Source organism: Rhodanobacter ginsenosidimutans (assembly GCF_042655685.1).
In the GTDB taxonomy this organism is placed as follows: Bacteria; Pseudomonadota; Gammaproteobacteria; order Xanthomonadales; family Rhodanobacteraceae; genus Rhodanobacter; species Rhodanobacter ginsenosidimutans.
Genome location: NZ_JBHSMM010000003.1, coordinates 42,108 through 63,787 on the forward strand (window position 1 = coordinate 42,108; position 21,680 = coordinate 63,787).

The 21,680-nt window shown below is 67.1% G+C and carries 15 protein-coding genes; 6 read left to right on the top strand and 9 right to left on the bottom strand.

Annotated elements, in window-relative coordinates; translation table 11 throughout:
* Positions 1-39 precede the first annotated feature (39 nt).
* Positions 40-1,245: an AGE family epimerase/isomerase gene (locus ACFPK0_RS12840; protein ID WP_377341267.1), complete on the bottom strand. Its 1,206-nt coding sequence runs from the start codon at positions 1,243-1,245 to the stop codon at positions 40-42.
* 126 nt (positions 1,246-1,371) lie between these two features.
* On the opposite strand from ACFPK0_RS12840, the gene ACFPK0_RS12845 reads away from it, so the two are divergent.
* Positions 1,372-2,919, top strand: coding sequence for a carboxylesterase/lipase family protein (locus ACFPK0_RS12845; RefSeq protein WP_377341269.1), 1,548 nt, complete (start codon positions 1,372-1,374; stop codon positions 2,917-2,919).
* A gap of 6 nt (positions 2,920-2,925) precedes the next feature.
* On the opposite strand, the gene ACFPK0_RS12850 is transcribed toward ACFPK0_RS12845, so the two are convergent.
* On the bottom strand, positions 2,926-4,317 hold the full coding sequence (locus tag ACFPK0_RS12850) for a GDSL-type esterase/lipase family protein (protein WP_377341271.1): 1,392 nt from the start codon (positions 4,315-4,317) through the stop codon (positions 2,926-2,928).
* 254 nt (positions 4,318-4,571) lie between these two features.
* Here ACFPK0_RS12850 and ACFPK0_RS12855 point away from each other — a divergent pair, with 254 nt between their 5' ends.
* Genes ACFPK0_RS12855 through ACFPK0_RS12865 form a run of 3 tightly spaced genes read left to right on the top strand, consistent with a single transcriptional unit; the run spans position 4,572 to position 7,894 of the window.
* On the top strand, positions 4,572-5,822 hold the full coding sequence (locus ACFPK0_RS12855; protein ID WP_056607771.1) for a sugar MFS transporter: 1,251 nt from the start codon (positions 4,572-4,574) through the stop codon (positions 5,820-5,822).
* A complete protein-coding gene (locus ACFPK0_RS12860) occupies positions 5,819-6,823 on the top strand; it encodes a carbohydrate kinase family protein (protein WP_377341273.1) in 1,005 nt (334 codons plus the stop codon). Before ACFPK0_RS12855 ends, ACFPK0_RS12860 begins: the two co-directional genes overlap by 4 nt.
* A gap of 21 nt (positions 6,824-6,844) precedes the next feature.
* A complete protein-coding gene (locus ACFPK0_RS12865; protein WP_377341275.1) occupies positions 6,845-7,894 on the top strand; it encodes a LacI family DNA-binding transcriptional regulator in 1,050 nt (349 codons plus the stop codon).
* 292 nt (positions 7,895-8,186) lie between these two features.
* Here ACFPK0_RS12865 and ACFPK0_RS12870 read toward each other — a convergent pair whose 3' ends face one another.
* From ACFPK0_RS12870 to ACFPK0_RS12900, 7 genes are all read right to left on the bottom strand, one after another.
* Entirely contained in the window at positions 8,187-9,338 is a 1,152-nt protein-coding gene (locus tag ACFPK0_RS12870; RefSeq protein ID WP_377341277.1) for a lactonase family protein, read from the bottom strand.
* A 123-nt stretch (positions 9,339-9,461) separates the two neighbouring features.
* Positions 9,462-10,232: an N-acetylmuramoyl-L-alanine amidase gene (locus ACFPK0_RS12875; RefSeq protein WP_377341279.1), complete on the bottom strand. Its 771-nt coding sequence runs from the start codon at positions 10,230-10,232 to the stop codon at positions 9,462-9,464.
* A 64-nt stretch (positions 10,233-10,296) separates the two neighbouring features.
* Positions 10,297-10,989: a M15 family metallopeptidase gene (locus tag ACFPK0_RS12880; RefSeq protein ID WP_377341281.1), complete on the bottom strand. Its 693-nt coding sequence runs from the start codon at positions 10,987-10,989 to the stop codon at positions 10,297-10,299.
* Between the two features lie 155 nt (positions 10,990-11,144).
* Complete coding sequence (locus tag ACFPK0_RS12885; RefSeq protein ID WP_377341283.1) at positions 11,145-12,725, bottom strand: serine hydrolase; 1,581 nt, start codon at positions 12,723-12,725, stop codon at positions 11,145-11,147.
* 148 nt (positions 12,726-12,873) lie between these two features.
* Positions 12,874-14,073 carry a dipeptidase gene (locus ACFPK0_RS12890; RefSeq protein WP_377341285.1) on the bottom strand — a complete coding sequence of 400 codons (1,200 nt, stop codon included), beginning with the start codon at positions 14,071-14,073 and terminating at the stop codon, positions 12,874-12,876.
* A gap of 137 nt (positions 14,074-14,210) precedes the next feature.
* On the bottom strand, positions 14,211-17,267 hold the full coding sequence (locus tag ACFPK0_RS12895; protein ID WP_377341287.1) for a TonB-dependent receptor: 3,057 nt from the start codon (positions 17,265-17,267) through the stop codon (positions 14,211-14,213).
* A 50-nt stretch (positions 17,268-17,317) separates the two neighbouring features.
* The gene (locus ACFPK0_RS12900; RefSeq protein WP_377341289.1) at positions 17,318-18,916 is read right to left on the bottom strand and encodes a transglutaminase-like domain-containing protein; all 1,599 of its coding nucleotides are present in this window, start codon (positions 18,914-18,916) and stop codon (positions 17,318-17,320) included.
* A gap of 165 nt (positions 18,917-19,081) precedes the next feature.
* Here ACFPK0_RS12900 and ACFPK0_RS12905 point away from each other — a divergent pair, with 165 nt between their 5' ends.
* Complete coding sequence (locus ACFPK0_RS12905; RefSeq protein ID WP_377341290.1) at positions 19,082-20,233, top strand: DUF819 family protein; 1,152 nt, start codon at positions 19,082-19,084, stop codon at positions 20,231-20,233.
* 20 nt (positions 20,234-20,253) lie between these two features.
* Positions 20,254-21,657: a C40 family peptidase gene (locus tag ACFPK0_RS12910; RefSeq protein ID WP_377341292.1), complete on the top strand. Its 1,404-nt coding sequence runs from the start codon at positions 20,254-20,256 to the stop codon at positions 21,655-21,657.
* The last annotated feature ends 23 nt before the right edge of the window (positions 21,658-21,680 follow it).

Sequence of the window (21,680 nt, forward strand, 5' to 3'; positions counted from 1 at the left end):
GCGGGCGTCATGCCCGCCGCAGGTGACGCCTGGTGAGGCTCAGCTGATCCAGGCCAGCACGTCGTAGCAGGCGCCCATGGTGTGGTAATCGGTCTTGCCGGCCGGACTCTTCTCGTCGCTGTACGACTGGTTGTCGCGGCTCAGGATGCGGTACCAGGCGCCGTAGCGGTGGTCGACCATGTGCTGCCAGCTGTATTGCCACAGTTTCTGGTAGGCCTGCCAGTAGCGCTCCTCACCGGTGCGGGTGGCCAATACGGCCGCCGCCGCCAGCGATTCGGCCTGCACCCAGTAGTACTTGTCGGTGTCGTAGAACGCGCCGTCACGGTCGAGGCCGTAGACCATGCCGCCGTGTTCGTGATCCCAGGCTTGCGTGAGCGCGTAGTCGAAAAGCTGCTGCGCCTTGGGCAGGTACCAAGGCTCGGGCGCGTAGCTCTCCAGGATCAGCAGCAGCTTGGCCCACTCGGTCTGGTGACCGGGCTGGAAACCCCACGGCTTGAAGATGTTGCTGCGGTCGTTGAAGTTGTATTCCCAATCCACCGACCAGTCGGGGCGGTAATGCTCCCACACCAGCCCGCCGGTCAACGCGGCCTGGCGATTGACCATGTGCTCGGCCAGCAGCTTCGCACGCGCCAGGTAGCGCGGCTTGCCGGTGGCCGCATAGGCGGCCAGCCACGCTTCGCAGGCATGCATGTTGGCGTTTTGCCCGCGGTAGTCGCTGAGCTTCCAGTCCGCGTCCGCCTCGTCGGCGTAGAGGCCGTGGTCGGCGTCCCAGAAGCGTTGCTCCATCAGCTCCCAGGTTTCGTCGAGCCAGTCCTCGGCCTCGATGACGCCGGCGTGGAACGCCTTGGCGTAGGCCAGCGCCACGAACGCCAGGCCATAGCAATGCTGGCTGGCGTCGGTGACCACGCCATCGCGCAGCTCCCACGCATAGCCGCCGGTTTGCGGGTTGCGATGCACCTGCCGCAGGTAATCCAGGCCGTGCTGCAACGCCTGCTGGTACGCCGGGTCGCCGAACGCCTTCCACGCCATGGCGTAGTCGTAGATGAAGCGCGTGCTGCTGACCAGATGCCGCCCGCCGCGATCGTAGATGCTGCCGTCGTCGCGGAAGTAATGAAAAAAACCGCCCGCCGGATCGATACACCGCGGGTGATAGAAACGCATGATGCCAGCGGCATGCCCAAGCAGAAATTCGCGCGAGCGAAAATCGGGGAGCGCCTGACGGGCAGTGCTTTCGCTGAGTGTCATGTCTATCTTTCCCACAAACCGGACCGGTGGACGGGCACCGCGGCGCGCGACTGAGGGTTCACGCGGCGATGTCGTGGTAAGGTTACCAGAACATCGCCACAAGGCGCACCGTTGTCGGAGAAACGCATGCGGAACCCGTATTCCCATCGCGCATCGCGCGCCGTTGGCTCCAGGCCGCATCGCCTGCGAGGCCTGCTTTTCGGGCTGGTGCTGCTGACGTCGCTGTCGGCGCTGGCCGCGCCCGCGAAGGTCACCGTCTCCACCGATAACGGCAGGCTGGCCGGGCAGTCGGACGGCAAGGGCGGCGCAGTGTTTCTCGGCGTACCGTTCGCGGCTCCGCCCACCGGCGCACTGCGCTGGCGGGCGCCGCAGGACGTCGCGGCGTGGTCCGGTGTGCGCGATGCCACCCATGCACCATCGGCCTGCGCGCAGAACGATTACGGCTGGAACAAGGCCGACGCCATGCATTCCAGCGAGGACTGCCTCTACCTAAACCTCAACACGCCGAACCTGCACCCGTCGCGGCCGCTGCCGGTGCTGGTGTGGATCCACGGTGGTTCGAACCGGGCCGGCTCGGCGGCGGACATCGACCGGATCAAGCTGGCACACGCGGGCATCGTGGTGGTGTCGGTGCAATACCGGCTCGGCGTGCTCGGCTTCATCTCGCTGCCGGCGTTGTCGGCCGAGCAGGGCGGGCACTCGGGCAACTACGGCTTGATGGATCAGCTGGCCGCGTTGAAGTGGGTGCAACGCGAGATCGGTCGTTTCGGTGGCGATCCGCAGCGCGTCACCATCGCCGGTCAATCGGCCGGCGGCATGGACGTGGGCTTGCTGACGCTGGAAGCGCGCGACCAGCACCTGTTCGTCGGCGCATGGGCTACCGGCGGTACGCCCGCTTTCGGCCAGAGCGTGCGCAACCTCGCGCAGAACGAAGCGCTGGGCACGCAGCTCGAACAGCGGCTGCGCGTGGACAACCTGCAGCAACTGCGCAACGCCCCGCTGAAGGCGCTGCTGGCGGCCGACCTGCAACTGCACACCGACGCCATCACCGACGACAGCTATCTGTGGCTGCAGGCCGTGGTCGACGGAAAAGTCGTCACCGAGCCGCCGGCATCGAGTCTCGCCGACATTCCAGCAACGGCGATTCCCTATGTGCTCTCGACCAACCGCATCGAACTGCAGGTGCCCGGCGGCAGCGCGAAGATCGACCGCCGGTTGCACCAGGTATTTGGCCAGCATTACGCCGCCGCCGCGCGACATTACGGTGTGGACGGGAACGCAGGAGCCGCTGCCGATGCGGCGAACCTGGGAACGCTGGCCGAGCGCATCGGCACCGATACCGATTTCCGCTGCGCGGGCAATCACGTGCTGGCGCGCTACGCCGCGCACGGCGCGCTGGCGTGGCGGGCGCAGTTCTCCTTCGAGCCATCGCACCACAGCGCCGAGTTGCCCTACCTGTACGAGGGCACGCCATTGAACGCCGCGCGGCCGGCGGTGAGCCCGCAGGCCTACTTCATCAACTTCATCAAGACCGGCGATCCCAACGGCGCGGGGTTGCCGTCGTGGCCCCGCTTCACGCCAGACACCGGGGCCTATGTCGACATGAGCGCCGCCGGCGTGCGCGCGGGCACCCATCTGGGCGGGTCGATCTGCGATCTGTTCGACGGTGTGTAACCTGCCTCAATGGCAGCGCGCGGCCGGCTGCTCCTGCGCATGGAACAACACGTTGTAGGCCAGCGTGCCCATCACCGCGTAACCGCGATCGTTCGGATGCAGGCCGGTATCGCCGGCGCACACCTGGGCCATGCCTTCCGGCAAGGTCGGCTGTTGCGCGGCCAGCGGCGATGGGTTGTACGCGCCGGCCAATGCCGGCGAGAAATCCACCACGCTGTCGAACGCGCCGGCGCTGCGAATCCATTGATTGACGCTTTGGCGCGTGGCTTCCGTGGCCGGTGAATACCAGCCGTCCCCGGTGAATCCGGCGAACGGCGGAATGGTGCCGCCGTGGATGCGCAGGTGATGTGCGTGGGCGGCATCGGCCAGCATGCGCAAGCTGTCGATGATGTCGTGAGCGGCCGCGCCGCGCGGCTGGCCGGCCGCATCGATGCCACGGTTGAGGTCGTTGGTACCCAGCAGCACGATCACGTCGGTCACCCCGGCGCGGTCGATCACGTCGCGCTCGAAACGCTTCAGCGCGGCCGGGCCGAACGGCAGATAGGTCTGGTCGCTGGTCAATTCATTACCGCCGATACCGGTGTTGATGACGCCGGCGCCGGGTGACGTTGTCCGGTTTGCCAGCGTGGCCAGCACGCCCGGCCAGGTCTTGTCAGGCGCGGTGGCATAGGCACCGTCGGTGATCGAATCGCCGAACGCCACGATGACGCGGGTGGGCTGCGCCGCTTCGACTTCCACACCTTCGAGCACATAGATATGGGACGCCGCATCCTTGTCGAATGCCGCAAGCAGAGGCCGCGACGCCAGCGATGCTGCCCGCAGCGCGTTGCCCGCCACCACCGCCGTGGTGGTCGTGGTCTGGGCGGCGTGGTAATCGGCGATGGCGCTGTTGTCGTGGAAATAAAGGCTCACCACCAGGTTGGACAATGCCGGCACAGCCAGCGCGATCGGGTCGCTCAGCGCCGTGGCGCCAGCGGGAATGGTCAGCGTGGGCTTGCCGCCGAAACGCAGCGCGTGGCCATGCGCAGGTTCGATGGCGGTGTGATCGCCCGCCGCATCGGCGGCCGGCGCCACGCTGGCCGCGGTGATGGTCAACGGCGCCGAGCCGTACACATTCGACAACCGCACGCGCACCCGTTGGCCGCCCACGCTGACCCGCACGATTTGCCGGACCGTGGCATCGCGCAGATGCGGTGCGGCGTAAATGCCCTCGTGACCAGGCGAAGGCTGGACATGGGAAACCATCGCCTGGCCCCAGGTTTCCACCCATGTGCCGGTGGCGGGCGCCGCCAGCGCGGAGCCGGCGATACCCAGCAGCAACAACGCAAGGGCGGCTGGAAGTCCGATCCAGGGTCGGCTTGATCGATGTGCTGCACGGCCAACGTGGGTGAGGTTCATACGGGTTTCTCCGAGAGTGGCCGATACGCAGACGACGGATTCGTGCCCATGTGGCGGCAGGCTTTTCCTGATCGCGATTTACGGGTAACGTTATCACACGGGTCGGCGAGTGATTCGTCGGCAGCCGGGGGATCAGGCAACGTGGCGTCGTCAGCGTCACCGTGCTTGCCGCCCACGGCGCGGATGGCGGAAGCTCCGCGTGGTATCGACATCGATTCTGCCCACCCATCGTTTTTCACCAAGGTAGCCGCGCCATGCCTCGTAGCAACGCCAGTACCCGTACCGCGCTGATCGTGATCAATGCCGTGTTCCTGATGTGGGGCTTGATGACGGTACTCAACGACATCCTGATCCCGCACCTCAAGGGCCTTTTCACGCTCAATTATTTCGAGGTGATGCTGGTGCAGTTCACCTTCTTCGGGGCGTATTTCATCATGTCGGTGCCGTGCAGCGCGCTGCTGGCGCGCATCGGCTACCGCGCCACCATCATCACCGGCTTGCTGGTGACCGCGGTGGGCGCCGTGCTGTTTCTGCCGGCGGCCGCGGTGTCGTCGTATCCGCTGTTCCTGTTCGCGTTCTTCATCATGGCCAGCGGCATCACCGCGCTGCAGGTGGCGGCCAACCCGTACGTGAGCCTGCTGGGCGAGCCGCGGCTGGCGTCGAGCCGGCTGAACCTGGCGCAGATGTTCAACTCGGTGGGCACGGTGCTGGGGCCGTACATCATCGGTCCTTTGATCCTGTCCGGCGCCACGCTGGGGGCCGCCGCGCTGGCCGCGCTGCCGGAAGCCGAACAGGTCGCCTACCGGATGTCGCAGGCGCGGCTGGTGCAGGGGCCTTATCTGGTACTGACCGTCGTGCTGGTGCTGCTGGCGCTGGCGATCTGGCTGTTCCGGTTGCCGCCGCTGGCCACCAGTGAGGACGCCTCGGCGGCCAGCGAGCATCGCTTCATCGACGCCTTGCGCCATCCGCGCGTGGCGTTGGGCGTGGTGGCCATCTTCGTCTACGTGGGCGCGGAAGTGTCGATCGGCAGCTTCCTGATCAACTTCATCGCCCGGCCGGACATCGGCAACATCAGCGAAGCCGCCGCCGCCCATTACGTGGCGTTGTACTGGGGCGGCGCCGTGGTGGGCCGTGCGGTGGGCTGGCTGCTGATGAAGGTGCTCGACCCGCGCACCCTGCTGGGCGTGTTCGCGCTGATCGCCGGGCTGCTGGTGATCGGCACCATGGCCTCGCACGGCAACGTGGCGGTGTGGGCGGTGGTGTCGATCGGCCTGTTCAACTCGATCATGTTCCCCACCATCTTCACCCTGGGCATCGACAACATGGGCCCGCTGACCGGTCGCGCCTCGGGGTTGATGATCATGGGCATCGTGGGTGGGGCCGTGCTGCCGATCGCGCAGGGCGCGCTGGCCGACCAGATCGGCATCCAGCATGCGTTCGTGATTCCGCTGCTGTGCTACGTCTACATCCTGTACTACGGCTTCAAGGGATCGCGCCTGGCATGAAGAGCATCCTCTGTTTCGGCGAGGCGCTGATCGATTTCCACGCCCAGCCGCCCACCGATCCGTCGTCGCCGCCGGCCTACCTGCCGCATGCCGGCGGCGCGCCGGCGAACGTGGCGGTGGCGGTGGCGAAGCTGGGCGGACACGCGGCGTTTGCCGGCATGCTGGGCGCCGATGCATTCGGCGATCTGCTGCTGCGCAGCCTGGCCGATGCGGGCGTGGACATGCGCTACGTGCAGCGCACCGACCAGGCGAACACGGCGCTGGCGTTCGTGTCGCTCGATGCCAGCGGCGAGCGCAGTTTCAGCTTCTATCGACCACCGTCGGCCGACCTGCTGTTTCGCGCCAATCACTTCGACGAGCGCGCATTCGCCGACGCGGCGATCTTCCACGTGTGTTCGAACAGCCTCACCGAGGAGGCGATCGCGGCGGTGACACTGGAAGGCATGGCGCGGGCTCGCAAGGCGGGCGCGCTGGTGAGCTTCGACATGAACCTGCGCCCGGCCTTGTGGCCGGCCGGCGAAAAGCCCAACCCGCGCTTGTGGGCAACGCTGGCGGCCGCCGACCTGGTCAAGCTGAGCGTGGAAGAGCTGGATTTCATGGCCGCCGAGGCGGGCAGCCGCGAGGCCGTGTACCGACGCCTGTGGCAGGGCCACGCCCGCTGCCTCATCGTCACCGACGGCGCGGCGGCGATCCACTGGCTGACGCCTGCGCAGGCGGGCCGTTTCCAGCCGCATGCGGTGACCGCGGTCGACACCACCGGCGCGGGCGATGCCTTCGTTGGCGGCTTGCTCTACAGTCTCGCCGCGCATCGGGCGCAAGCCGATTCGCTGGCCGACCTGATGGCTGACGCGGGCACGCGCGACGCGGTGCTCGGCTTCGCCGCCGCCTGCGGTGCGCTGGCGGTGGGGCGGCGTGGTTCGTTCGCCGCCATGCCCGACATGGCCGAAGTGCGCCGCTTTCTCGAAGACCACGGGTCCGCCGTTTCGCCGCACGCCGGGTAAACTGGACGCTCAGGAGGCTTCATGGCCAAGAGCAAGCGTCGCACTTCGCAAACCGTCACCATCCTCGATGTCGCCAGCCGCGCCGGGGTTTCGCCGATGACCGCCTCGCGGGTGATGAACAACAACCCGCGCGTGGGCGAGGCGATGCGCGATCGCGTGCTGGCCGCCGCGGCCGAGCTCAACTACCGGCCGAACCTGGCGGGGCGCTCGCTGCGCTCGTCCAACGCGGCGCGCATCGGCCTGCTGTACAGCAACCCCAGCGCGGCCTATCTGAACCAGCTGATGATCGGCGTGCTGGAAGAGGGCAGCCTCAGCGGCGCGCAGATCCTGGTGGAAAAATGTAGTGGCATCCGCAGCCAGCGCGCCGCGGTGCAGCGGTTGCTGGACACCGGCGTGGACGGCGTCATCCTGCCGCCGCCGTTGTGCGACTCGCGCCAGACCAAACGCGAGCTGGACCAGGCCAACATCACCGTGGTGGCGGTGGCCACCGGCGCGCCGGTGGCGGGCATCAGTTCCGTGCGCATCGACGACTACCAGGGCGCCAGTGCGATGACCCAGCACCTGCTGGATCTTGGCCACACCGCGATCGCGCTGATCAAGGGCGACCCCAAGCACACCCCCGCGGTGCTGCGCGCGCAGGGTTTCGTCGACACCATGGCGCGTGCGGGTCTCACGGTGCCGGCCGAGCACATCGTGCCGGGGCTGTTCACCTACCGCTCCGGCCTGGCGGCGGCCAGCACGCTGCTGAAGCTGAAAAACCGGCCCACCGCGATTCTTTCCAGCAACGACGACATGGCCGCGGCCGTGGTTGCAGTGGCCCATGGCATGGGCCTGCGCGTGCCCGGCGATCTGTCGGTCACCGGCTTCGACGACACTCCTGTGGCCACCACCATCTGGCCCACGCTCACCACCATCCACCAGCCGGTAACGGCGATGGGCCGCACCGCCGTGCGCCTGATGCTGGAGGAAATCCGCTGCAAGCGCAGCGGCAAACCCAAAGCCGGCAATCACCAGGTGATGAAGTATTCGCTGGTCAAACGCGAATCCTCCGCAGCACCCCCGCGCGGCTGAAAAGCTGAGCTTCCTTCCCCGCAAAGCGGGGGAAAGTGCCCGATAGGGCGGATGGGCGCTGTCCCTTCTCCCGCTTGCGGGAGAAGGTGCCCGACTGCGAAGGCAGGATGCCGAAGCGAACGGCGAAGCCGGCCCGAAGGGCGTGTCGCAGGAGCGGCACGTAAGGCGGAAGAGGGCGCTCTTGATCTTGGCCTTTCCGCACGAACGAAAAGCCCCCTTCAGCCCTTCGGGTAGCGTTTGAGCTTTGCGGTGGCTTGGTGCCGCGAACGAAAAGTCCCCTCAACCGCGGCCGTCAGAACTTCACCACCTCGACCCAGTTCGCATCCTGGCCGACGGGATAACGGCCGTTGAGTTTCAGCGCGCCGCTGGTGGGGTCGATGTCGAACACGGAGATGTGATCCGACTTCTCGCCCGAGCAGATCAGGTATTTGCCGTCGGGCGTGATGGCGAAGCCGCGCGGCTGCTTCTCGGTGGGGTAGGTGCCGACCAGGGTCAGCGCGCCGCTGGCCTTGTCGACCTTGAGCGCGCTCAGCACGCTGCTGGTGCGTTCGGAGGTGTAGAGGAACCTGCCGTCCGGCGTGACGTGGATATCGGCGGCCCAGATATCGTTGCTGGTGTCCGCGTGCGGCCGCTGCGCCGGCGTGGGGTTGCGCACGAAGCGCGGCGCGCCGGGTACCAGGGTGGTGTCGGCCGGCATCGCGCTGGTGACGGCCTGCTGGGTGAGCCGGCCGGTGGCGGGATCGAGCGCGTAGGTGATCACCTTGTCTTGCAGTTCGTCGAGCACGTAGACGTAGCGGTCGTCAGGTGAAAAGGCGATATGGCGTGCGCCCAGCCCGGTCGGCAACTGCAATGCGGGCGGATCATTCGCGGTGACCTTGCCGGTGTTCGCATCGAAGCGGTACTGGAACACCTTGGCACCGCCGAGGGTCTGCGCGAACAGGTAGCGGTTGCTGTTGTCGATGTGCACCGAATGCGCGTTGCGGTCGGTCTTCAGCGTCTGCGTGGGTTTGTCGGTCAGCTTGCCGGCGCGGATCGGCGTCACCGTCACCACGTCGTCGTCGTAGGAGGAGGCGAACAGGTAGTTGCCGGTCCGGTCCAGCGAGATATAGGCCATCGGATGCCACACCGGCGACTGCGAAACCTTGTCCAGGCCCCCGGTGGCGGGATCGATGGTGAAGGTCTGCACCGCGTGGGTGGGCTTGTCCACGCTGGCGTACAGATAGCGACGGTCGGGGCTGACCGCCATCGGCATCACGTTGCCGCCCGCGGTCACGGTGGCGCCGGGGGTGAGCTTGCCGGTCTGCTCGGCCAGCTGGTACGTCGAGATGGTGCCGTCGATGGCGTTGGAGACGTACACGTAGGTGGTGGCATGCAGCGTCGGCAAGCCGAAGGCCAGCAGCAAGGCCGAGCCGCGCAGCAGGGTCGTGCGGATGATGGGTGTCATGGCGTCCTCTCCGGGTAGATGGCTTGTCGCGTCGAAAGCCAGCTTGCGAGGGTAGCGCAGGCCGTGCGCGCACGGGCGACTCGCGCGGTCCGATGTGGCGCGACAAAACCGACTGCCGCGGATTCAGTGCGCGTCGTCGCCGCGTTCGATCGTCTGCACCAGGCTGTAGAGGACGCGCAGATCGGTCGCATCCAGCGTCTCGCCCTCGATGCCGCGATAGTGGTGGTGGAACGCGCGTACCGCGGCGGCGCGATCGTCCAGCGGGTAACCCACCAGCGCCAGCGCCATCCAGGGGTCGAAGCCGGCCGGCGGGTCGATCAGCGGCGCCCGCGGCCACAGCCCGTAACCGGCGGCGGCCAGTTGCTGCCACGGAAACAGCGGGCCGGGATCGACCTTGCGGGTGGGCGCGAAATCCTCGTGCCCCACGATCTGCGTGGGCGGGATGTGCAGCCGTGTGGTGAGGTCGGCGAGCAGCCGCAGCAGGCCGGCGATCTGCGGCTGGGCGAACGGGGTGGCGCCATCGTTGTCCAGCTCGATGCCGATCGAGGCGGAGTTGATGTCGGTGATCGTGCCCCAGCGTCCCGGCCCGCCATGCCAGGCGCGCAGCTGGTCGGACACCAACTGGTAGATGTGCCCGTCGGCGCCGATCAGGTAATGCGCGCTCACCGGACCGCCGCTGTTGGCGGTGCGCAACGTGTGCAGGCTCTGTTGCACCGAATCCTGGTCGGTGTAATGCAGCACGATCAGCACCGGCCGGCGGATGTCGTGGTTGGGCGAGGGCACCCAGGTGGCCAGCGGGTTGCGCGGCGGCGCATGGGCGCAGGCGCTCAGCAGCGCGATCAGGAGCAGCAGCGTGGCGGTACGCCAGCGTCGGGAATCGAAGGGCCTGGGCATCGATGCATCATCCCGTCGACGGCGCGGAAAGCGCGTGAATCGGCATGGCGATCTCATGCAGCGCTCATTGCACCGGTACGTCGTAAAGCGTGTGCGGCGTCGGCTCAGGTTGCAGCGTGTAATGCCACCATTCCAGCGGGTAGTTCCTGAAGCCTTCGCGTGCCATCGCATCGAGCAGCAGTTGGCGGTTGGCGTGTTGTTTCGCGGTGACGTCGGCAGCGTCGGTATGCGCACGCGTGCCGAAGAAATCGAAATCCGTACCCATGTCCAGCGCCGCGCAAGCGTCGTCGGCGGTGCAACGCTGCAGCGTGAGATCGACGGTAGCGCCACGGCTGTGTCCGGACACCGGCGCGATGTAGTCGCCCAGCAGCTGCGATTTGTGCAGGTCGGGGTAATGCTGCGGCTTGGTACGCAGGTCGCCCAGGTCGTGCGCCCAGCGCACGAAGTGCGCCACGGCGCGGGCGGGGCGGTAGCAATCCCAGATCTTCAGACGCAGATGTCGCGCACGCAATTCATGTTCCACCCGTGCCAACGCGTCAGCCACCGGCTGCAGCAGCAGGCATTTGGGTGCGAGATAGCCGTCTATACGTGTACCCACGAAATTGTCGCGGCCGGCGTACTTGATGTCCTCGGCGATGTCGGGCACCTGCGTGCGGATATCGACAAGGCCGGCCTCGACGGCGGTGCGGGCGGATGAGCGCGTGACTTGCGCGGCTGCATGGGCGCTCCCTATCAGCAGGCACGCCACCAGCGCCATCGCCTTCCTTCCCCCGCTTGCGGGGGAAGGTGCCAAAGGCGGATGGGGGCGCTTTTGTCGAAAGCCTCGAAGGTCAGAGGTTGCATGCTCCGGTTGGCCCCCATCCGCCCTCCGGGCACCTTCCCCCGCAAGCGGAGGAAGGGTTGGGATCGTGCTCATGGGCAATCTCCCACGCGTTCGAAGCGCAGGTCTTCATAGTCCGAACTGAAGTCGCCCTGCGGATCGAACTTGGCCATGCGCAGCGTGGCCGGCCCATCGCCCGCGGCATGGAAGTCCATCCACGCATCGGGATCGACGCCGGCATCGTCCCAGTGCACGAAATAGCGGGTACCCAGCCGCATCACCGTGCCGGCCAGCCGCGGCGATTTCTTCGCGGCAAAACGCAGCTGGCCGCCGCGCGGACACACGGCGGCCTCGCCCAGCCAGGGATCGCGATAGATGCCGGTGAACGCCGCCAGTTCGGCGGGCCCGACGGGTTGGCGCGCCGAGGTGTCCGGCGCCGAAGCCGACGCCGGGCGTTGTTTCACCTGCTCGTCCAGCGCGTCCGCGTACCACGCCACGCCGCGACGTTCTTGCGGCGCGGTGAAGTGTTTCATCAGCACTTCGCCCAGCACCGTGCGCGCATCCTCTGCCTCGCCATTGATCATGAATACGAAACCGCTCTGCCGGTCGGGCAGCAGCGCCAGCATCGAATACATGCCACCGAGCGTGCCGGTATGCCACACGGCCCATGCGCCATCGACGTCGGCCATGCGCCAGCCGTAGCCGTAGGCCATCACATGCGTGTTGTCCCACTGGCGACGCTGGGTGGATACGGGGATCAGCATGTGCGGCGCCTGCAGCGTGGCGCGCTGCGGCCACGACAGCCACTGCAATTGCGCCGGCGTGGGCACCAGCCAGTTGCGCGCCCAGGCCAGCATGTCGGTGAGATCGCAGCGGATGCCGCCGGCCGGCGCCGAGGTGATCGCGGGAATGGTGGCGCCGTCCTCGTGCATGGGCACGTTGCGGCCGTCGTGCCGGTAGTGCGGTTGCGCCACGTTGCCCACGGCGTCGCGATTCCAGCTGCCGACCTGGCAGCGGTCCAGCCCCAGCGGTTCGAACACCTCGCGCCGCATCAGCGTCTCGTACGGCGCGCCGCCGGCCGCGGCGGCCACTTCGCCGGCCACCACGTAGAGCAGGTTGTCGTACTGGTATTGCGAGCGGAAGCTGTAACCCGGCTCGATGTAGCGCAGCCCGTGGATGATGTCGGCGCGGGTGAATGTGTTCGGCTCCGGCCACAGCATCAGGTCGCCGCCGCCCTCGGGCAGGCCGCTGGAATGGGTGAGCAGGTCGGCCACGCGCATGTTGGCGGTGACCCAGGCGTCGTGCATGCGGAACTGCGGCAGGTACTTCGTCACCGGATCGTCCCAGCGCAGCTTGCCCTGATCCACCAGCCGGCCCAGCAGGGCGGTGGTCATCGCCTTGCTGTTGGAGGCGATCTTGAACAGCGTTTGCGGCGTGATCTTTTCGCCCGACCCGGCCACGGTTTCGCCGGCGGTGCGGGTGTAGACGACCTGGCCGTTTTCGATCACGCCGACGGCAATGCCTGGCAGGTGGTAACGGGCGATCACCGCATCGACGATGGGGTCGTAGGTGGCACGGGAACGCGCAGAGGAAACTTCGGCGTGTACCGGCACCAGCGCCGCGGCCAGCCCAAGAAGCGCGGCGGCGAGGAAGGCGCGGGAATATCGAAGCATCTCCGTCATTCCAGCGAAAGCTGGGATCCAGTGTCTTTCGCCTTTATGGGGCTTCGGTAAAAACCGGAGGCGCTGGATCCCAGCTTTCGCTGGGATGACGGGCGAGGGGCTTTCCGTGCGAGTGGTGGTTTGGCCCGCGCCCAGACCTTCAATGCCGCGCATCACGCTCCACCTCGCCCCACACGCGCAACAGGTTGCCGCCCCACAGCTTGGCGATGTCGGCGTCCCTGAAGCCGTGCCGGCGCATCGCGGCGGTGAGGTTGCGGGTTTCGCTGGCGTCGGCCCAGCCGGTGATGCCACCGCCGCCGTCGAAGTCCGAGGCGATGCCGACATGGTCGATGCCAGCGACCTGCACCATGTGCCGGATCTGTTCCAGGTAGTCGTCCAGCGTGGGCAGCGGATGCTGCTGCTGGATCTTCGCCATGCCGGCGGCCATCGCGGGCAGGTAGTCGTGCTTGTCGCTGTCGTACTTCGTGTCGCCGGCGGCTTTCGCCACGGCGTCCTGCAATTTCTCCTCGGCGGCTTCGCGGGCCGGGTCGTGCTTCAGGAACTCCTTGTACGCCACCGCCTGGATCACGCCGCCCTTGGCGGCGATCGCGCGCAGCAGGTCGTCGGGCAGGTTGCGCGGGTGATCGAGCACGGCGCGGGCGCCGGAGTGCGAGGCGATGACCGGCGCCGTCGACACCTTCAGCGCGTCGCGCACGCAGGCGTCGGAAGCGTGCGATACGTCCACCATCATGCCCAGCTGGTTGGCCCGCTGCACCACGGCGCGGCCGAAGTCGCTCATGCCGGTGTCGGCGGCGCTGTTCATCGCCGGCTCGCCGTGTCTGGTATCGGGCTGCGAACTGGTGCACAGGTCGTTGTCGCCCACATGCACCAGGCCCAGCGAACGCACGCCGCGGTCGTACGCGGCATCGAGCCGGTGCAGGTCGTGGCCCAGCGAATAGCTGTTCTCGATCGCGATGGTGGCCGACAGCAGGCCGGCCTGGTGGTTGGCCATCAATTGCGCCGGCGTGGTGGCCAGGCGGATGCGGTCGGGATATTTCAGCAGCATGTGGCCGATGCCGTCGTACTTCTGCCGCGCCTGCGCCATGGCCCGCGCGTAGCCCGCGTCGGTCAATGGCCCCTGCGGCACCCAGACCACGAAGAACGCCGCATTCAATCCACCGCGCTCCATCTTGCCCAGGTCGACCAGCAGCGGCGTGGGCTTGCCCACGTCGAAGCGCGGCTCGCCCATGTAGTCGAACGGGATGTCGACGTGGCTGTCGATGGTGACTGGCGGGTCCTGCGCCTGGGCGGCGCCCGCGGCCAGTGCGGCGAGGATGGCGAGGCTTGCGATCGTCTTCATGCGGTTTCCCGGTCACGGGCCGGCTTCGACCATAGCCCCGATGGTGTTTGCGGTGTGTGTGGCCCTGGCATGGCCGCACCCTGAAAAAAAATGGCGACCCGCTGCAGCGCAGGCGGGTCGCCAACGGGGGAGATGCGTCAGAAATCCAGACTCACCGTGAGCTGGGCGAAGCGCGGCGACTGGAAGCGGATGCCTTCGCCGAAGGTGTCGCTGGTGCTGTCGGAAATGGACGGCTGCAGGTCCTGGTTCACGCCCAGCGTGCGCTGCGAGTTGAGCAGGTTGTACACCGCGAACTTGGCCTTGATGCGGCCGTCGGTGCCGATCGGTTTCTGCCAGCTGATGCTTGCGCCCAGGTCGTAGCTCCACGGCGTGCGGCCGTACTTGCCGCGCGGCGAGCGTTCGTACACGCGTTGCTCGGACGGATACGGTACCGGGTCGCCATCGGCGTCCACCTCGCCCGGGATGAAGCCGCAGTTCTGCACGCAGATGTAATAGCTGTGGTACGAGGTGGCGTCGTACGGATTGCCGCTGCCGAAGCCGGTGACCGGCGTGCCGGAGAGGATCTGCAGATCCGCGCCGAGTTGCCATTGCGGCGTGATGGCATAGGTGCCGCGCAGCTTGATCTGGTGGCGGCGGTCGTTGGGCAGGTAGCCGTCGCCGCCGAAGTTGACCCACGGGTCGTCGAAGTTCTCGGTGCGGCCGGTGTCGTCGAAGTTGGTGTCGGAGTTGACCGGGCCTTCCGCATTGCCGCGGCTCCACGACAGCGTGTACGACGCGTTGAACGCCCACTTGTCGTCCCACGCGCGGTCGATCTGGAATTCCATCGCGGTGTAGGTGCGCTTGGGCTTCACCCAGCCGCGCTCGCCCAGGTAGTTGCCGTCGCTGTCGTACATCGCCCAGCCGTGCTTGGCGGTGTCGATGTCCACGTAGCCGTCGGGCGTGCCGTCGCAGTTGGTGTCGCCCCAGATGGAGACCTTGGAGCCGGGATTGGCCATCACCCACTGAGTGGTCGGGTCGCCGTCGCTGTCGAGCAGCGGGCCGCAGGGCGTCTGCGTGATGCCCATGTCGTCGATGGCGTTGTGCAGGCGGCGGTAGGTGCCGCTGACGCCCCACGACCATTTGTCGTCGAGCATCTGCTGGAAGCCCAGGATCAGCTCGTCCTGGTAGACCTGGTCCATGTGGTGATCCACCTCCGAGCGCAGGTCGCCCACGCTGCCGTCGCCCTGCGACACATCCACGCCGCCCAGTTGCGGGCCCAGGATCGGCATCGCGTAGGGCGAGCCGTTGCGGTCGCGCGTTTCCCAGCCGTCGAACGCGTAGTAGGTGCGCTCGTCCAGCAGGCCGCCGGCCTGCTTGATGTTGATCACGTTGGCTACCGGCAGGTAGTAGCGACCCAGGTTGCCGAACAGCTTGGTGGTGCCGTCGCCGTGCATGTCCCACGAAAAGCCCAGCCGCGGCGCGATCATGTTTTCCATCTTGATGTAGCTGTCGCCATCGCCGGTCTTGTTGTCGAAGCCGTCGCGGCGCAGGCCCAGGTTCAACAGCACGTTGGGCGTGACCTGCCAGTTGTCCTCGATGTAGTAGGCGGAGTTTGTGGTTTCGAACGTGCCGGAGATTTCGTAGCGCCGGGCGCGCACGTAGCCGGCGTAGCCGGCCGGCACCACGCCGCCGCTGGGGTTGGGGATCGAGGAGCCGGGCGCGGCCTGGTAGACGTTGTAGTAGAGCGCGCCGGGGCCCGGGTAATAGCGATCGTAATCGGAGGTGTTCTTTTCGCTGTCGTAGCCGAAGCGCAGCAGGTGTTCGCCCAACGTCCATTCGAAGTCGGCGCGCGCCTGCTTGCGCACGTCGTTGCGCTTGCTCACCGCGGTGTTGGTGGTGCAGCCCAGGCCGATGCCCGGCAACGGGATGTCACCGTCGGTGGCGACCGGGTTGCACTCCAGATCGCTGAGGCCGCGGTTGAACGATTCGCGGTTGTTGCGGCCGTACATCAGCTTCATCGACAAGTCGTTGGTGAGGTAGCTGGTCCAGGTGAGGGCCCAGTTCTTGCCGCCGGTGTCGGTATAGATCTCGTTGGTCTTGCTGCCGATCGTGTCAGTGGCGTAGTCGTAGTCGTAGACATCACCGACGTTCTTGTCCTTGTCGGAGAACGCCATGGCGCTCAGCAGGTTGCTGTCGTTGACGTGCCAGTCGATGGTGGCGCCCCAGAAGCCGGTGTCCGAGCCGTTGCTGGTGAGCACGGTACCGTCGTCGTTGGTGTTGCGCGGGGTGGCGCCGCGCGCCTCGTACATCGCGAAGAAGAACAGCTTGTCCTTGACGATCGGGCCGGACACGTAGCCGTTGAGCTTGACCAGCGAGTCGCGGTCCTTGCCGGCGGTGATGTAGCGGGTGCCGTCGGCGCGGTAGTGGTCGTCGGCGCGCGAGTGCCAGTTGCCCGGCTCCAGCGTCATCTCGGTACCGAAGTGGAAGTCGTTGGTACCCGAGCGCGTCACCGCGTTGATCACGCCGCCGGTGGTGCGGCCGAACTCCACCGAGTAGCCGCCGGTCTTGACCTGGAACTCCTGGTAGAACGCGAACGGCGCCGAGGAGAAGCCGTTGCGGTTGTAGAAGTCGGTGACATTGAGGCCGTTGACGTAGAACGAGTTCTCCGCCACCGACGAGCCGCCGAACGAGATGCCGCCGAAACCGGCCACGCCCCGATTCACGCCCGGCGCCAGGATCGCCACCGAGGTGATGTTCTGGTCCACCGGGATGCGGCTCAACTGCTCGCGGGTGACATTGGTGGCCGATTCGGTGGAACTCACGTCCACGCCGGGCAGGATGGTGCCGCTGACGCTGATCGCTTCCAGCGCCGTCGCGTTGTCCGCGGCGCCCACGTTGACGGTGGTGGCATTGCCCAGGCTGACGGTGACATTCACCGGGTGCCCCACCGGTGCGCCGTCCTTGCTGCTCTCCAGCGTATAGGTGCCCACCGGCAGGAACGGGAAGCGGTAGTTGCCCTTGGCGTCGGCGGTGACCGAGCGGGTGAAGCCGGTGGCGGTGTTGTTCACCGTGATCACGGCACCGGCGGCGGTATGGCCCACCACGGAACCGTCGTTGCTGCCGGCAACGGCGGCCGGCACGGCCAGCGACGCCAGGCCAAGGCCCAGCGCCATGCACAGCACGGTCCTGCGTAGCTTGCGGTTGTTGCTGTTCATACCCCTTCTCCCCATCGACGCCGTCGATGCCTCTTTATGAAAGCTGCTGGTTAGTTGCTTTTGCGTCCCTGCGTCGCTGCCTGGATCTGCCAATCGAAGCCGTAATCCCACTGGTCGAAGTAGAGGTTGCCCCCGCGCCACTCCACTTCGCCGCGCTGCGAGTCCACGTTGTCGGACCGGAAATGCTGCTTCGGCGGCACGAACGCGCGGCCGTAGTCGTTGTTGAATGCGATGCGGTAGTTGTCGAGGCCGCCAAGGTAGAACCACGCCAGCGCCTGGTCGTCGCCGGCGCCGGGCTGCAGCCGGCCGGTGGTCACGTCCATCGGCACCCAGCCGTACGGCGCCAGGTACAGATAGCCCCAGTCGTGGATGTTGCTGTAATCGGTGCCGTCGTCCGAAAACACCATCCCGGACTGCCAGCGCGTGGGGATGCCGTTGAGCCGCAGCAGGGTCATCAGCAGCAGGGTCTGCTGGCCGCAATCGGCGTGGCCGGCGTGCAGCGCGTAGTCGCTGATGTTGCTGATGGTGGAGTACTCGCGCGCGCCGGCCCAGGGAATCCTGTCGACCGCCGCGAACAGCTTCTGCGCGATGCGGTACGGGTTCTTCTCGTCCCCAACGACCTTGCGCGAGAACGCGCGCATCGCATCGGTGAACACGATGTGCGGCGGACGCTCGGCCAGGTACGGCGCCAGTTCGGCCTCCGCGTGGGCCGTGCCGTGGACGGGGAAGATGGAGCAGGGCGCTGCATCGTCGTGGCCATCCCTGCACTGCACGGCTTCCGCGCTGGCGGCGGAGAGCGGTGTCACCCTGGCCGGGTCGATGGCGTGGTACTGGGCAAACAGGGTCAGCTCGTAGGTCACCGAGAATTCGGTCTTCTTTCCCGCCACCGCGGGCTGCTCCAGGTACACCGTGCGCTGCAGGGCGGACGCGGGCGCGATGCGATGCTGCGCCGGCACGCTGGCGATGTAGCGAATGTCCTGCTGCTGGCCCGGCACCGCCTGCGGGTAGGGAATCCACGCGCGCACGGTTTCACCGGCGGGCACGGCGTCGGCATCCACGGTAAGCGTTTGCGTCATGCGCACGCGGCGCGGCAGCACGCTGCTGCGGTGTTCGGCCAGCGCGGCGTGGTAGATCGCGCGCTGCGCGTCGTTCAACGATTCCATCGGGCCGTCGGTGATCGGCGTCTGCACCGCGCGCCGCGCCACCGCCTCGGGGCTGAGCCGGAACAGGTTGCCCGGCGAGCGCTTGAAGTACAGCGTGCGGCCGTCGATGACCTGGTGCTCGAACAGCCCGGCCGCGTTCCACTTGGCGAACTCGGCGTCGGTGAGGTCGGGGATCTGCTTGCGCACGCGCGCCTCGACGTCGTCGGCATCGAGGGTGAAGTCGAGCAGGATGCGGCGCATGCGTTCGCGCTGGAACGCCAGCGCGCGCCGCTCCTTGGCGGAAAGCTGCGGCTGGGCCAGCGCGCGGTCGATCGCCGCCTGCGCCTCGTGGAAATGCCCGGCGTCGATCTGCGCGATGATGGGCGCCATTGCGCGGTTGTCATCCTGCGAGCTGGCCAGCAGCGGGCTGGCGAACAGCAGCGCGAGCAGCGCCAGCGCCAGACGCCGCCCACGTGGTTTCACTGCGACAGGTAACCGTGAGTGCATCGCGCCATGCCCGCCTTGAAGACCCCAGATGCGGCTGTGTAACACGCTTGCAAATGCTGGTCAATAATTTATGCTTCGATTGAACTTGAAAAGAATCACCTATTCCTTGGCGGCGCAAACCGGCCCGTTGGCGCGCATCGGCGAACGGCCCACAAGGGGACGCATGTGATCCAAACGGTCTGGCCCTACCTGGCGGTGATGCTGTTGGCCGCCGGGCTGTTTCCGGCGGTCGAGCGGCGTACCGGCTGGAAGCTGTTTTCGGTGTTGCCGCCGATCGTGCTGACCTACCTGCTGGTGACCGCGTTGGCGGTGTCGGGGCTGTGGCAGGTCAACGCGGAAATCCATGCGGCGCAATCGATGCTGGTGTCGCATCTGGTGCCGGCGCTGCTGTTCCTGTTGATGATCAATTGCGACCTGCGCGCGATCTGGGCGCTGGGCCCGCGCGTGCTGGCCGTGTTTGCCTGCACGTCGGTGAGCCTGTTCGTGGCGTTCATCAGCACTTTCCTGATCTACCGTGGCTGGCTGCCGGGCGATACCTGGCAGCCGCTGGCGGCGCTCAGCGGCAGCTGGGTGGGCGGCACCGCCAACATGATCGCGGTGAAGCAGTCGATCGGCATGTCGGACGCGCTGCTGGCGATGTCGCTGCTGACCGATGCGCTGTGCTACTCGATGTGGGTGGTGGTGCTGTTTTCGGTGGCACGGCTGGCGCCGGCGTTCAACCGCTGGACTGGCGCGAAATCCAGTGGCGATCTGGAGGTGGCGGCGGCGAAACCGACCGGGCCCACCACGCCGGAAAGCGTGCTGCTGTGGCTGGGCATGGCCTTGCTGGCGGCCGCGCTGGCCGGCTGGCTGGCCACGAAACTGCCCACTTCCAGCATGCTCAGCGCCACCACCTGGACCATCCTGCTGGCCACCGGCGCGGGCCTGGTGGTGGCGCATACGCCATTGGCGCGCTATCCCGGCGCCGGCACGATTTCCGGTGCGCTGTTGATCAGCGTGGTGGCGGTGCTGGCCTCGCAAAGCAACTTCCATGGCATCGCCGCCGCGCCGCTGTACCTGCTGTGCGGTGTCACCGTCATCGCCATCCACGCGGTGCTGCTGGTGGGTTTCGCCAAATTGTTCCGCTTCGACCTGTTCCTGTGCGGCATCGCGTCGCTGGCGCATATCGGCGGCGTGGCGGCCACCCCGATCCTGGCCGCCAGCTATGCCAAATCGCTGGTGCCGGTGGGGATTCTGCTGGCGCTGCTGGGCTATATCCTCGGTACCGGCTTCGGCATCGTGGTGGCGCATCTGATGTCGATGATGACGCTCGGTTGAACTTCTACAGGCCCCGGATGATGCGACTACCTCTGCTTGCCTTCTCCCTGCTGACGTTCGCCTTCGCCGCCGCGCCCGCGCCGGCACGTCAGGCGTCGTCCACCTTGAGCGTGCCGCCCTCGGGCGTGCTGGGCGTGGGCGAGGCGCAATTGACGCCCGCGTTCTGGATCGGTCTGCAGGCGCAGCCGGACCGGGTGATCCTGGATAGCGCGGCGATCGCGGCGCAGAACGCGAAGCTGCTGCAGCGCGATCCGTCGATGCACGACCTGAGCGCCCTGCCGACCACGCTGGATCGCGCGCAGGTGATGGGCTGGATCAAACCGCTGTCCACGCTGCCCACGCATCCGCTGTACGACGTCAACGGCAAACCGGTATCCGCTGCCACGCTGCAGGCGATAGCCGCCAACGCGGCGCTGGAGGCGATCCCCGCGCAACAGGAAACCCGCTACGGTCTGGTGGTGCGCCGCGCCGCGCTGCGCGGCTTTCCCACCACGCTGCGGGTGTTCAGTTCCGACGACGACACCGACATCGACCGCTTCCAGGAGACTGCGGAATTCCCCGGCACCCCGGTGGTGATCGCGCACACCAGCGCCGACGGCAAGTGGCTGTTCGTGGTCAGCCCGCGCTACGCGGCGTGGACCGGGAAAGAGAACGTGGCCGAAGGCAGCGCGGCGCAAGTGTTCGGTTATGCCGACAAGAAACCGTATCGCGTGGTGACGGGCGCCAGCGTGCACACCGTATTCACCCGCGAGCAGCCGGCGCTGTCGCAACTGCAACTGGACATGGGCACGCGCGTGCCGCTGCTGACCGACCTGCCGCCGGACCAGCCGGTGAACGGGCAGACGCCGTACACCTCGCACGTGCTGCAACTGCCGCTGCGCGACGCCGACGGCAAACTGCAATTCGCGCCCGCGCTGCTGCAGAAAAACACCGACACCGCCGCCGACTACCTGCCGCTGACCCGCGCCAACCTGATCCGCCAGGCGTTCAAGTTCCTGGGTGAACGCTACGGCTGGGGCCATGCCTACGACGGCCGCGACTGCAGCGGTTTCGTGTCGGACGTCTATCGCAGCATGGGCGTGCAGATGCCGCGCAACACCAGCAAGCAGGCGATCAGCCCAGCGCTGGCGCATCGCGTGTTCACGGACAAGGATAGCCGCCAGGATCGCATCGCGGCGGCGTACGCGCTGCAGACGGGCGACCTCGTCTACATCCCCGGCCACGTGATGATGGTGCTGGGTCAGTTCAACGGCCAGCCGTACGTGATCCACGACGTGGGCGGCATGAGTTACCGCAAGGCCGACGGCAGCCGGGCGCGGGTCAAGCTCAACGCGGTCTCGGTGACGCCGCTGCTGCCACTGCTGTTCAACGACAAGCAGACGTTTGTCGATCGCATGACCAGCATCGTGCGCACCCGCCCCTAGCCGCATCACGAAGAAAAGTTCGA

Bases quoted from the DNA above. Each gene is read 5' to 3' on its own strand.
- ACFPK0_RS12840 (WP_377341267.1), bottom strand. From the start codon at position 1,245: ATGACACTCAGCGAAAGCACTGCCCGTCAGGCGCTCCCCGATTTTCGC.
- ACFPK0_RS12895 (WP_377341287.1), bottom strand. From the start codon at position 17,267: ATGAACAGCAACAACCGCAAGCTACGCAGGACCGTGCTGTGCATGGCG.
- ACFPK0_RS12875 (WP_377341279.1), bottom strand. From the start codon at position 10,232: ATGCCCAGGCCCTTCGATTCCCGACGCTGGCGTACCGCCACGCTGCTG.
- ACFPK0_RS12850 (WP_377341271.1), bottom strand. From the start codon at position 4,317: ATGAACCTCACCCACGTTGGCCGTGCAGCACATCGATCAAGCCGACCC.
- ACFPK0_RS12890 (WP_377341285.1), bottom strand. From the start codon at position 14,073: ATGAAGACGATCGCAAGCCTCGCCATCCTCGCCGCACTGGCCGCGGGC.
- ACFPK0_RS12885 (WP_377341283.1), bottom strand. From the start codon at position 12,725: ATGCTTCGATATTCCCGCGCCTTCCTCGCCGCCGCGCTTCTTGGGCTG.
- ACFPK0_RS12870 (WP_377341277.1), bottom strand. From the start codon at position 9,338: ATGACACCCATCATCCGCACGACCCTGCTGCGCGGCTCGGCCTTGCTG.
- ACFPK0_RS12880 (WP_377341281.1), bottom strand. From the start codon at position 10,989: ATGGCGCTGGTGGCGTGCCTGCTGATAGGGAGCGCCCATGCAGCCGCG.
- ACFPK0_RS12865 (WP_377341275.1), top strand. From the start codon at position 6,845: ATGGCCAAGAGCAAGCGTCGCACTTCGCAAACCGTCACCATCCTCGAT.
- ACFPK0_RS12910 (WP_377341292.1), top strand. From the start codon at position 20,254: ATGCGACTACCTCTGCTTGCCTTCTCCCTGCTGACGTTCGCCTTCGCC.
- ACFPK0_RS12845 (WP_377341269.1), top strand. From the start codon at position 1,372: ATGCGGAACCCGTATTCCCATCGCGCATCGCGCGCCGTTGGCTCCAGG.
- ACFPK0_RS12900 (WP_377341289.1), bottom strand. From the start codon at position 18,916: ATGCACTCACGGTTACCTGTCGCAGTGAAACCACGTGGGCGGCGTCTG.
- ACFPK0_RS12855 (WP_056607771.1), top strand. From the start codon at position 4,572: ATGCCTCGTAGCAACGCCAGTACCCGTACCGCGCTGATCGTGATCAAT.
- ACFPK0_RS12860 (WP_377341273.1), top strand. From the start codon at position 5,819: ATGAAGAGCATCCTCTGTTTCGGCGAGGCGCTGATCGATTTCCACGCC.